This is a genomic window from Bacillus sp. FSL K6-6540 (assembly GCF_038007545.1).
In genome coordinates this window covers 1,606,725-1,619,379 of the sequence record NZ_JBBOXH010000001.1, presented here as the reverse complement: position 1 = coordinate 1,619,379, position 12,655 = coordinate 1,606,725, and the positions used below count along the sequence as shown (strand labels likewise).

Annotated in this window: 7 protein-coding genes and 2 pseudogenes; all 9 read right to left on the bottom strand. The window is 53.0% G+C overall.

All coding sequences use genetic code 11. The features are described 5' to 3' along the window. Positions 1-4: 4 nt before the first annotated feature. The gene (locus tag MHH82_RS06895) at positions 5-2,602 is read right to left on the bottom strand and encodes a TPM domain-containing protein (RefSeq protein WP_251499349.1); all 2,598 of its coding nucleotides are present in this window, start codon (positions 2,600-2,602) and stop codon (positions 5-7) included. 185 nt (positions 2,603-2,787) lie between these two features. After that, positions 2,788-3,906, bottom strand: coding sequence for an alanine dehydrogenase (ald, locus tag MHH82_RS06890; RefSeq protein WP_015733875.1), 1,119 nt, complete (start codon positions 3,904-3,906; stop codon positions 2,788-2,790). Positions 3,907-4,197: 291 nt separating this feature from the next. Further along, positions 4,198-5,697, bottom strand: a complete 1,500-nt coding sequence (locus tag MHH82_RS06885; RefSeq protein ID WP_015733874.1) for an alpha-glucosidase/alpha-galactosidase — start codon at positions 5,695-5,697, stop codon at positions 4,198-4,200. 107 nt (positions 5,698-5,804) lie between these two features. After that, entirely contained in the window at positions 5,805-6,722 is a 918-nt protein-coding gene (locus MHH82_RS06880; protein ID WP_015733873.1) for an AraC family transcriptional regulator, read from the bottom strand. 156 nt (positions 6,723-6,878) lie between these two features. Next, a pseudogene (locus MHH82_RS41630) lies at positions 6,879-7,628 on the bottom strand (methyl-accepting chemotaxis protein); the annotation flags it as partial. A 591-nt stretch (positions 7,629-8,219) separates the two neighbouring features. Beyond that, positions 8,220-8,621: pseudogene (locus MHH82_RS41625) on the bottom strand (cache domain-containing protein); the annotation flags it as partial. A 252-nt stretch (positions 8,622-8,873) separates the two neighbouring features. Next, positions 8,874-8,996 (bottom strand): hypothetical protein, encoded by a 123-nt coding sequence (locus MHH82_RS06870; protein WP_255250579.1) that lies wholly within the window; start codon positions 8,994-8,996, stop codon positions 8,874-8,876. 220 nt (positions 8,997-9,216) lie between these two features. Continuing rightward, complete coding sequence (locus MHH82_RS06865; RefSeq protein WP_015733871.1) at positions 9,217-9,885, bottom strand: response regulator transcription factor; 669 nt, start codon at positions 9,883-9,885, stop codon at positions 9,217-9,219. Between the two features lie 57 nt (positions 9,886-9,942). Beyond that, positions 9,943-12,375, bottom strand: a complete 2,433-nt coding sequence (locus MHH82_RS06860) for a sensor histidine kinase (RefSeq protein WP_340964606.1) — start codon at positions 12,373-12,375, stop codon at positions 9,943-9,945. Positions 12,376-12,655: the final 280 nt, after the last annotated feature.

Below are 12,655 nucleotides of genomic sequence, written 5' to 3'. Positions count from 1 at the left end.
CCGGTTACCACTTCGATCCACCGGAGGAATTGTTATTGTCCCAGCTTGATCCGCCGGACGAATTTCCGGATGACGAATCCCCCCAGCCGGAACCGCCCGAGGAATGCGAGGAACCGGAGGAGCTTCCCCAGCTGGAGCCCGATGACCGGCTGCTGTTCTGCGCTGCCGCTTTGCGGGCGTCCGCCGCGGCTCTTCTCGCTTGATCGGCCGCTCTTTGGAGCTGCTGGGCCGCCCTGCGCTGCTGCTCCAGCATTTCCTGATGGCGAATCTCCCTTTCTACCCGATCGATATATTCCGCGATATTCAACAGTTCATGCGAGGCTTCCGCATACATCCCCTGCTCAAATAACTGCTCGACTCGAAGCCGATAAGACTTGTAATTTTTCTTGAATCCCCTGCTGGCCCTCCGCGAAACTTGTTTGAAACGCTGCTCGATCTGAACGGATAGTCGTTCGGCTTCCTCCTTCTGACGTACAATGTCTTGGACCCCGTAGGCAAAATGCTCGGCATCTTGGGTACAGCTCCTCGCTGCGCTCTCCAGATAATCCAGATCATACAACGGGGATGAGAGCGCATCGCCCACGGTCTGTACATTTCTCCAAAATGAATCAGGCAGCCCTAACAGAAGCGAGTGGTTGCTCGTGACTACGTTATGAATCTGCAGGGTCTTCTGCTGACTGACAAACACTTCTTGAGCTGCTGCCAATTCACGGCGTACAGCTTGCAGCCGATCATCCAGGCCTTCAAGCGTTTCCTTCATTTCCCGTACCCATTGCAGCACGCGGGCCATCGTCATCGATTCGTTCTCAATGATCTCGCTCGCCTCTTCGAACTCCTGCACCTCGTCGTGCGTCAAGCGTTCGGCCTCCGGAAGTTTACCGTCCGCCATTCGGACCTCCTGCGATTCCTTCGCCAAAGCCTGCTCCCAGCTTTGCCAATGTCTCGGTACATACTGGCTTCTGCAATGATTCAGCATCGATTGCAGCACGGAGCTTTCGTTATGAAATTGTTGTATTTGCCCATACAACCGATCCAGATCGTTTCGATTCTGTCTTCTCAGCTCCGCCTGCCGTCTAGTCATGCCCAGCGCCTCTTTCAGCATAGCGTGCGCACGTTCCGAAGACTTGCGAACTTCCCCCATATTCCCTTGACGGAGATAATTTTCCAGTTGGTTCATCTGCTCCCGGGCATCATCCAGCCGCTCAAAAGGCCGGACCTTGATCCGATACAACTGGTGGGTTTCTATGATCTTAACAATCTCGGCGCGAATAGCCGCCGACTGATCCGAAAATTCATGAGCTTCCTTAACATAAACAGCCACGTCTTCGATGTTGCTCTTGCTCATGGAGTGCTTCTGCTCGGCTGCCTTTAGAACCTCCTGCGCCTCCAGCGGGTCAAACAGCTGAAGCTCGACGGCGCGCTGAATATCTTGTTCCATCCCTTCAAGCTCTTGGTACAAGATCGGGAAGGGATATCCCGTATCGGCTGCTGTCCGGTCAAGGGTTTGCTTAAGCACCGTGTAATCCGCGTGCAGCTCCGTGGTTCTCCCTTTCGCCGTTTTATCGGCATGCTCGATGACGGTAATCCGGTTATCTTCGGCCTTGATCCCATGCTCCAGCCGATCGGCGATTTTCGAAAACCGCTGGATGGCTTCATCCATGGAAGAATAACGCAGGATGAAAATCCGGGTCTCCTGCAGCTCGGTTTTACTCTCTGCGGCAGCCACCATAAACTCGGACAAACGATCTGCGATTTCCTGCACCGCTCTGCCTGTCTTGCCTTGAGCAATCCCCTGATAGGCGCCTACCTTCTCGAGACTTGCGTTGCATTTGACCAGCAATTCAGCGAACTGCTCCGAAATCATGGACAGTTTGCGCTTTTTAAGGTAACCCCTGATCAACATAAAGATCAGCGTGATTCCCAATCCCCCAGCAACCATTTCGATCCATGGGAGCTTCGGAAACTCGATCTTCAGAGGGGCGGCGGTATCTGCCGTGGACGTTGACCGGGTTGTTTCATCCGTGGATTTGACGCTCCCCTTGTTCTCGGTTGCCGGTGATACCGCCTCGGCCTTATGATCATCTCCCTGAACGGGATCTTCACCGGCGGGCAGAGCTGCCAGGCGATGGACCTGGTGGATCATGCTCGCGCTGGCCTTCGAGAAACTTCCCTCCTTCGCATGCGGTATGAAATAAGCGTCCAGCATGGCGGTTATGGCGGAACTGCCGGTACCCTTCTCCTTACTCCTGCTCCATTCGTCGATGGCTTGCTGCAGCCGCGGATTGTTAAAATTGAATTCCACGCTCCGGTCTCCCGAAGAGATCAGCAGCAAAACATCCGCCGTGCCCAAATTCCAGGCATCGTACGCTGCATTGGCATAATCCGTCGGACTTTGACCTTCCAAACCCGGAACCGTCAATACAAAGACACGGATCTGCTCCCCTTTGGCGATTTTACTCAAATACTGCCGCTGCGACGAATCAAACAAGCCGGCCGTATCTCGCACCAGCCCTTGTTTGGACGGAATACCCGCAGCCCATACCGATGTGCCGGTCCCTATGATCAGAACCAGCATGACAATCAACCATCGCATACGTTTCATTTCAAGCCCTCTCCCCCATTCGCTACAAACCAAAGACCTTTCTATATATATCGGATATCCAGGCCAACATAAAAAGCCATCTCTCAACTTTGCTCACGCTGGCTAAATCGTTCATCCCCAAGGTTTACGCAATATACCTCGGTATCGTGTCAAATTTTTGAAAAATGGCTCTTTTTATGTTTTTTCTATGCCAGCAGATAGTCGTCAATGCTGGTATGCGCATAACCATGAGCTGCCGCCACGGCTTCATAGGTCACTTTGCCTCCGATGACATTGATGCCCTTGGCCAGCGCCTTGTCGTGGCGGGCGGCAGACCGGATTCCGTTGCTTGCTATTTTCAACCCGTAGGGTGCCGTTACATTGGTCAATGCCATGGTGGAGGTACGGGCTACGGCGCCCGGCATATTGGCAACGGCATAGTGGATGACGCCATGTTTTTCATAGGTCGGATGATCATGGGTGGTGATCCGGTCGATCGTCTCGATCGAGCCTCCTTGATCAATCGCCACGTCCACGATGACCGATCCCGGGCTCATCTCTTTCACCATCTCTTCCGTGACGAGGCGAGGAGCCCGGGCGCCGGGAATCAACACCGCACCCACGACGAGATCGGCGGCCTTAACCGTTTCCGCAATGTGATACGGATCGGACATGATCGTTTTGACCCGCCCTTGAAAGAGATCATCCAGCTGACGAAGCCGGACGGGATTAATATCAAGAATGCTGACGTCCGCACCGAGTCCCAGCGCAATTCGTGCCGCATTGGTGCCGACGATGCCGCCCCCGATGACGGCGACCTTGCCCGGAGCAACCCCCGGGACGCCGCTTAGCAGCACGCCTTTGCCGCCATGCGCCTTCTCCAGGAAATGCGCCCCGATCTGAATGGACATTCTTCCCGCCACCTCGCTCATCGGGGTCAGCAGCGGCAAGCTGCCATCCGCCAGCTGTATCGTTTCATAAGCAACGGCGCTCACTTTGCGGTCCACCAGCGCTTTGGTCAGCTCCGGTTCGGGGGCCAGGTGCAGGTAAGTGTATAGAATCATTTCCTCCTGGAAGTAGTCATATTCCTCCTGCAGGGGTTCCTTTACCTTCACCACCATCTCGGCTTTCCAAGCCTCCGCAGCCGTTGCAACCACTTTGGCTCCGGCCGCCTCATAATCTTCATCGGTAAAACCGATCCCCAGACCGGCTCCGGATTGGACAAGCACTTCATGCCCGGCATTCCTGAAACTGATAACGGTACCCGGCGTCATGCCTACGCGGTTTTCGTTATTTTTGATTTCTTTGGGAACCCCAATAATCATTCCCATGGCCTCCTTCGTGGTCAGCTTTGCCTATCTAATTGCATTGTACCCATTTTTACCCAAACTGTGTACCTGTCTAAGGTCAGGGATTGTCCATCCGAATTTTCATCTATATATCCGTAGTATATGCCGGGACAAGAGGAACGGCATACAAAAAATCACTCCCGGCAGACGGATTATAACGGATTTTTGTCCGTTATACCATCCTCTGCCAGAAGTGATACCATACTTGCGTATACATGAAAGACTTGCCTTGTAATCTCTGATTGCCTTCGCTGATGTGCAATCTGCTTACACTTTTTCGCGATCTTTCCCTTTATCGGATTCACCTGCGTTTTTATTCGCTTTCTCCCGATCGAGCTGCATCTCCTCCACCGTTTTCACCTTGAGTCTGGCTGCGCCTTCATACGAGCGGGTCGGGATCAGATTGCCGGCCGCCAGACGTTCCTTCGCCTCGGCGATCGAAGCCGAATACTGGGGAAGCCATGCTTCACCGGCTACCAGCATTTCATCGACCAGCTGCCAGATTTCCTTCGGATTGCATACCGCACCGACCAGCGGATCCATCATAAACGCCTGCCGAAGCAGCTTGTCATCTCCATGAACCGCCGCTTCAACCGCCAGCCGTTGAACGGATATGCTTACGCTGCATACGGCAGCCGGGCCAAGAGGCAAATTCCCGACAAGCGGCATGGAAATGCCATTGCGGTCAACGTATCCCGGTGCCTCGATGACGGCATCCTCCGGCAGGTTAGCGATAATGCCTTCATTCACCACATTAAAGTGTCCCCGGTATACCCTGCCGGTCTCCAAGCCTTCAATGATGTAGGAGCCGTGCTCCTCTCCCCGGTGCTCCGGCTTGAATTCCATTGCCGGATCCTTCATCCAGTTCGGAAAATCGGTCTCGAACCAGTTGCGCCCCTCGGTGCAGACTCGCAAATACCCGCCCGTCTCTCCGTTGATCCAGCTGCTGAGATCAATCCACTCCGTAATTTCCTCCGGCCGTTTGCGGTACCAAGGCACGTATTCGCTTAGATGGCCGTTGGATTCGGTGCTGTAATATCCGAAACGCCGGAGCATATCGATGCGGACCTTCTCCGTCCTGCTGTATTCCGGATGGCGCTCGAACGCCTCCAGCAGCCCGGCCGTCAAGTCCTTGCCTTGATGCGAAGCTTGAATATACCAGGTCTGATGATTGATTCCGGCACAGACAATATCGACGTCCTGTTTCTTTAAACCGTAAACCTCGGCAATCTGGTGGTGCCCATGCTGCACGCCATGGCATAAACCCACCGTCCGCACGCCTCCATACCGATTGCATGCCCATGTCAGCATGGCCATCGGATTCGAGTAATTCAGCAGCAGGACATCGGGCGCGCACACCTCGCGAATATCCCGGCAGATGTTCAGCATCTCGGGGATTCCCCGCTGGCCGTACATGATGCCTCCTGCGCAGAGCGTGTCGCCCACGCACTGATCGATGCCGTATTTCAGCGGAATGTCCACATCCGTGCGGAATGCCTCCAGACCGCCCACGCGGATGGTGCAAATGACGTATTTGGCATCCTGCAGTGCCTGCCTTCGATCCGTGGTGGACTGGATCGCAATCGACAGCCCGTTCTCATTAATGTCCCGCTGACATAATTCCGTGACCATCTCCAAGTTATGCCGGCTGATGTCGGTGAAAGCGACCTCGATATCCCGGAACTCCGGTACGGTCAGCAAATCGCGCAGAATCCCCCGGGTAAAGCCGATGCTTCCCGCTCCGATAAAAGCAACCTTAAATGACATTTTATCCTCTCCTAAGCTACTAATTAGATTGTACCCATTGTAGCAATGGAGGGGCGGTAAGCGTTATCAAAATCATGACCTCTTGGACCCTTCGGAGTCAAAAATCCTCACTTCTTATCGTCGACATCGTCTTCACCGTAGTTCCAGGCATTCCGGTCTTTCCGAAGACGATATTCCACCGGCGTGCTGCCCGTATACTTCTTGAATAACATATGAAAATACTGCCTGCTGCCCACACCCACATAATCCGATATTTCATGGATGGGGATATCCGTCTGCTCCAGCAGCATCTTGGCCTTTTCCATTCGGATCGTTGTCAGGTACTCGGTTATCGTCCTGCCTGTCCCTCTGCGGAATACCCGATGCAAATAACCGGGATGCAGATTCACTTCCGCGGCTACGTCCTTCACCTGAATCTGGCGGTCATAATTCTGATGTAAATAATCGACGCTTCGTTTAATATAGAAATCGCTCTGCTGCATGTCGCTGCGTTCTCTTTCTTCATACAAACGGGCGATGCATACCAGCAGCTGTATAAACAGCGCATGCGTCATCATCCTGCCGTCGGTACCTCTCTGATCAAGCTCAAGCACAAGGCTTTTCAGCACCGGATATACCTCCTCCTGATCAGCCAGCACCAAATAGCGGAACGGCCGCTTTAAGAGAAAAGATACCTCTTCTTCTTCTCCGACGATATGCCTTAAAGATGGCGCCATCCCTTCACTTTCCATAAAACCGAATTCCACGTTCAGCATTCGGCATGAGGCGGCCTGATCCACGATTAACCGATGCGGAACACCGGCATCCAGCACCATGAACTCTCCTTTCTTCAAAATGACGCTCTTCTCCGTATCGCCTGCCTTCACGTCAATCCGGCATACTCCGGAAATCATATACATGATTTCGGTTGAATCATGCTGATGGTAGGGCATTTCATAATTCATCCACTGTTTATAATAATAGGCATAAAAGCGCGGGACATAATCCCCCTCTTCCAGCATTTGCTGAAACAAGCTGCCGTTCACAACCACTCCTCCTCCCCTTTGTCATAAGCAGAACAGCATTCGGTTTATAAAAAACGCCCCTCGACACCACAAACTTACAGAACTCGGTGACCACGGTACGCGCATATAAAAAAGCCTGGCCCTTAGGCCAAGCTTATCATCATTATAGCAGTGGTGCTACGAGATTTTGAAAGCGGAGACGGTATGGTTCAACTCTTCGGCAAGCTCGGCAAGCGATTGTGCCGTTGCAGCGGATTCCTCGCTTGTAGCCGCCGTTTCCTCCGTGGAAGAAGAGATCGTCTCGATAGCCGTCGCCACTTCTGCAGCCTGGGCCGCCTGCTCCTCGCTGGCGGCGGCAATATCCATGACTTTGCCTGCCGACTCATTCACCATGCTTGTAATATGAGCAAAGGCTTCGCCCGCTTTTTCCGTATGGATGACGCCCTGATGCACCGCCTCCACGCTATCGGCCGTATTCTTCTGCATGCCTTTGATAATGTCGGCAATCTGCTTCGTGGCTCCGCCGCTTCGTTCGGCTAGTTTGCGCACCTCATCCGCCACCACGGCGAACCCTCTCCCTTGATCCCCTGCCCGTGCAGCCTCGATCGTGGCGTTGAGCGCAAGCAGATTCGTCTGCTTGGCGATATCGTCGATTACCTCGATGATTTCGCCGATACGCTGGGAGTCTGTCTCTAGCTTGGCAACATGCTCGCGTATCCGATTCATGCCTTCCACCGACTGCTGGACGATTCCGCTGCCTTCCGCTGCAATCCCGGAAGTCTGGTTCACGAGCTCGGACGCTGCCGATGCATCGCTTGCAACGGAATTGATGGCATTGGACCATTCCTGGAACAATTCGCTGACCGTTTGCACGGATTCAGCTTGACTGCTGCTGCCCACCGCAAGCTCCTCGGCACCGGCCGACAGCTGCTGCGAAGCGGCGGCAACCGAGGATGCATTCATATTCACTTTGCCGATCATTTCCCTCATGCTCTCCAGCAGCTGAGCGAATACCCGGGACAGCGTTCCGATTTCATCCGCCCTGCGAAGATAATCCGCGGGTACCTCCTGCGTGAAGTCTCCCTTGGACATGGATTCGCCGATCGCTACGGAAACGCCCAGCGGTTTCACGATGGATCTCGTTAACAGGATCACGATGGCCGCCAAGGCAGCCAAGGTAATCACGCCTGCCGCTATGATGGAGATGATCAAAGCATCCGAATTTGCCGTAATCTCCCCCATCGGTATAATGATGGCGGCCGACCATGGCGTTTCGGTCAATCCGGTCTTAATCGGCGTATACAGCTTATACAGCGCGGAGTCTTCCTCGGTATAGACAGCCCCTTCCCGAATGGCATCCAGTATGAGGGGAACCGTCTTGCCAGGATATGCTTCTTCCAGCTTCTGTCCCATCAATCCGTCCTCCGGCGACGTTACGATCACGCCGGTATTCGAATAAATATGCGCATACCCCGTATCAAATAACCGGAATTGCTCCATGACGCTTTGCAGATGTGCGAGGGATACATCGACGCCCACCACGCCGACGGTCTTGCCGTTATCGATAATCGGCACGACGAGCGACGTCATCATGACATCCTCGTTGCCTACTTTGAACTCGTACGGATCCATAATGATCTCTTTGCCGCTGTTCTTCGCCAGAAGATAGAAGTCGCCTTCCCCTTCCTGCTCGTAATCCTCTATAATCGAACGCTCCAGACCCGCTTCCGTCCTTGCCCAGTAGGACATCATGCGTCCCGAATGGTCGCTGCCGAGTTTGTTTCGGTAATCGTTATCCCGGCCGTCAAAAGCATCCGGCTCCCATAACGTCCAGATTCCTTTCCAGGACGGATTATCCTCCAGGTTTCTTCTCAATATTTCATTAATGGCTTGACGATTCGTTGTGCCGGTCTCTTTCATACCAACGAAGCTTACGGCCAAAGTACGTGCAGAGTTCATGACATCGTCAAGTTCGGCCTGGACCAGCGCGCCGATCTTCTCACTCGTCGTCACTGCAAGCGTCTTCGCCGAATCGAGAGCTTCTTCCGTTGTCGTCATGCTGATATAGGTCATCATGCTGCCTAAAAATATCGTGATTGCTCCCAAAATAATAAGCAGCATGCGACTTTGAAGTTTCATCGCAAACAGAGATTTCCATCGTTTCATTATGAGTCACCCTCGCTTCTTCCGGCTGTTAAATTCATTCCACTCTTCTTCAAGCTGCGCCAAAACTTCCTCAATCTCTTCCCGTGACAAGAGATCATCGACGCCATATTCAAATAGGTCCTTTGTCATGCCGCAAGTTACCACCCTTCCTACTTACAGACTATATCCATCCAGTAACATAAGCATATACACTTGCTTACCGTTCGTAACCGAAATTCTCTTGCGTGCTCACGCAAGAATTTTGCGGGATGCCTTGCGGTTTATTGTCGAATCTTCACGAAATGAATCGGAGTCATGTCGAAACATGCTTTGGATATCGTCTGAACTTATAGAAAAAAGACCGAGTTTATCAGCTTATCTGAACAAAATCGGAATCCGACAGAATCCCCATTTGCTTCGCTTTCAGCGCAGCCTCTATGCGTGACTTCACATTCAACTTTTGAAACAGGTTGGTTAAGCAGTACTCCAGTGAACGCTGGCTCATGATGACGGTGCCCGCAATTTCCTTGTTGCTCTTTCCCCGAGCGATTTCCTTGAGAATGCTGTATTCTTTATCGGTTATAGACTGGGCTGCCGGCGCACCCGCCGTCCGTTCCGGGCCATTCGCGGTCACGCGGCGGAGCTGCTTCACAAGTGTCAACGGAAGAACCACTTCGCCTCGCAGCGCACATCGAACAGCCGTCACCAGCTGCTCTTTGCCTGACGTCTTCGAGACAAAACCAGCCAGTCCCGCCTCCATGATCAAGTTAAAATGATTGCTGACTTCAAAGCCCGTATAGATCAGCATCACCGCGTTCGGAGCGATCCGGAGGATCTGCTTGGCCAAATCGATTCCGTTCATCCCCGGCATATGCATATCGATCAGCATCACGTCAAAGCGCTCCGTATGGACCAGTTCCAGCGCGCGCTCCGGCGTATTCGCAAGCTTTACGAACATATCCTTTTCCTGTTCGAGCAGCACCTTGGTTCCCTCCATCACCGAGGGATGGTCATCCACCAATAAAATATCGATCTTCATAACCCTCATGACTCCTTTAGTCTGGTATCTTGTTTGCTGCTTTGCCGGTATTCATGCTTACTTTGCCGTTATCGATATATAGACAGCCAGCCCCCCGCTCTCCGATGAGTCGAACTGGATTTTGCCGTTCATGCTTCTCACCCTTTCCTTCATGCCGCCGATTCCCATACTGTTGAATTGATCCGGCTTCTGGCTGGGATCGATTCCGACTCCGTTATCTTCATAACTCAGATTGACCTCATCCGACTGGGTGGACAAACGAAGCTTTACCTCCGTCGCATTGGAATGCTTCGTGGCATTCGCCAGCAGCTCCTGAACGATCCTGTACAACCCGATCAAATGGTCGTCACTGATATCATCAACGAAGTTCGAGCAGTCGAACTGTATGGAGTAATTGGTGCGGAGCTGGGTGAATTCAAACAATGCCTCAAGCGAACGTTCCAGCCCCTCTTCCTTCAGCAGCGGTGGGCGAAGCTCATTGCAAGTGATTCGGATCTGATAAATGACATCCAGAAGCCCCTGCTCAATCTCCTCCAGCTGTGGACGCAGATGTTCCGGCAGATCAAGATCCGATGTAATCTGATTCAATTTCCTGTACCAGATAATCTGTTCCTGGAGCGCGGCATCGTGAAGATCCTGGGACAGTCGCTTCCGCTCATTCTCGGAGAGATGCAGCATCAGCCGCAGCAGCCAAAGGGGCATGATCTGCTGTGAGGATCCCAGCTTCTCCAGCTCCCTCGTCAAGTCCTCAATCACGCGAAAATTATCGTACAGGACGCTTGCATAGCGGGTAATCGTCTCCAGCCATATTTTCTTGGCCTGAATCATGAGCAGCGGAGCCTCGCCTGCGATGCAGACGATACTGCTGTCCCCGTTCATCTCCCCGATCTTGACGAAATATCCGTCGCACGTCTCAAACAGCTTGCAAAGCGGAATATGCTCGGGGCCGCATTTATGGATAGCGTGAAGCACCCTTTGCGGCAGCTCTTTGCTGCCGCCTTGAATCTTGATATGCAGGCTGTGGTGGTTGATACGGATCAGGCTCACCCGGTCCGTTCCCAGCACTTTCCTGATCTCCTGCACGATCCGGGCGTTCAATTCGCTGATCTTCACCATCCCGAACAGATCCGAGGAGAATTGGTCCAGGCTCATCTGAAGCCTGAAATACCGGTCCTCGCTCTCCCGGACAAGGCGCTCTGCCGCAATCCGCTCGCGTTCGGCCTGCTTCTGTTCCGTTACATCCCGAATAATGGTAAGCGCCGTATTATCGCCTATATAAGGGATCGGCGTCGTGATGGCCTCGATATCGATGATCATTCCATCCAGCCGGACCAGCTTATTTCCCGCGAGCTCGGAGGTAGTCCCGCTTTTGTACACATGTTCAACCTCAGACGCCACGAACTCGAGCTGGTCGGAAGGAATCACGTCCTGGAAGGAGGTGCCGTCCAATTGCGCGATGTCCGTAATTCCCAATAAGGATAAGCCAGCAGGATTGGCATAAATGTAAGAAAAATCGGAGTGCAGGAACATCGCGACCGGTGCGATATCCAGAATGTGGCGGTTGATACGGTCGCTCTCCATCAGAGCCCTTTCCGCTGATTTACGGGCGGTAATATCCTCGAAGAAAATTTCAATGGCGTCCGATTCCTCGTCATACAGGGCCGTCGCCACGACATCGACCCGCTCTCCGTCCACCCGCTTTATGGATAACTCCTCGGGCACGACCCGCCTGCTGCGAATCAGCTGCGTAAGCCGTTTGCGTGCCCACTCCTCATAGGGATCTAACACCCAGTCCCAAGGATCGGTGCCCAGGATCTTGTCGGGTCCAGCGGCTCCAAGGATCCGAAGTCCGGCGGGATTCACGTACATCAGCTTGCGTTCTTTGCACACCGCGATGGCAATAGGCGATAATTCCACAAGGCGGCGATACCGGTTCATGCTTTCCTTGAGCGCCTGCTCCATCTTCTTGCATTCCGCCATATCATACAGCGCCTCTTCCATGCGGAATCGGGTGGTGATGTCAATGGCAATGCCATCGGTACGGACGATTTGCCCGGACTCATTCATCGTCGGAATCATTTTCACCTGAACCCAGCGTACGTCGCCCTCCGCGTGGAGGATGCGGTATTCGGTATGGACCGCCTCGCCTTGCCGAAGCTTGTCAACCAAGGTTCGGAACAGCGCCATATCCTCGGGATGAATCATCGTTTCCCAGGAGAGCCCGTCCGAGAAATCGCGATGCGAATAACCCGTGATTTTATGAAAAGCCAAGGATGTATTTCGTATGGTCCTGGTGCCGACATCGTATGACCAAATCCCGACATCCAGCGTAAGCAGCATATCGTCAAGCATGCGGAACCTGCTCTCGGCCATGTCCAAGGCCCGATGGCTTAACTTCCGCTGATAACCACATCTGTATAAGATAATCAAGAAAAGAATCGTCATGGCGGCCAACACCAAAACGGTTGCCCCCAAGAAGTAGCTGTGCATGATGTTTGATAGTCTCCTTATGAAGCATACACGCAAGCCACGACAGGGGCTTTGCGTTATGCCGAATGCAGGCTGCGGGACGAACCCAATGGCAGCCATATCATTTATCGGCAGATCCTTCACAAATGCGAAGATCAGGGACCAAGAAATTTTATGTCACGTTTCTGAATGTCATATCTGCGAAAATATACGAAGCGCCAGTGGTCCTATGCATGTGCATGCCCTAAGTGAAAATGGTCGATCGACGTACATGCCAAGATGACAGACTACGTATCAAAGG

What these genes read in the sequence shown, in the direction of transcription:
- MHH82_RS06895 (WP_251499349.1), bottom strand. Translation starts at nt 2,602, where the DNA reads ATGAAACGTATGCGATGGTTGATTGTCATGCTGGTTCTGATCATAGGG.
- MHH82_RS06870 (WP_255250579.1), bottom strand. Translation starts at nt 8,996, where the DNA reads ATGACAAAGGACCTATTTGAATATGGCGTCGATGATCTCTTGTCACGG.
- MHH82_RS06860 (WP_340964606.1), bottom strand. Translation starts at nt 12,375, where the DNA reads ATGCACAGCTACTTCTTGGGGGCAACCGTTTTGGTGTTGGCCGCCATG.
- ald (WP_015733875.1), bottom strand. Translation starts at nt 3,906, where the DNA reads ATGATTATTGGGGTTCCCAAAGAAATCAAAAATAACGAAAACCGCGTA.
- MHH82_RS06865 (WP_015733871.1), bottom strand. Translation starts at nt 9,885, where the DNA reads ATGAAGATCGATATTTTATTGGTGGATGACCATCCCTCGGTGATGGAG.
- MHH82_RS06885 (WP_015733874.1), bottom strand. Translation starts at nt 5,697, where the DNA reads ATGTCATTTAAGGTTGCTTTTATCGGAGCGGGAAGCATCGGCTTTACC.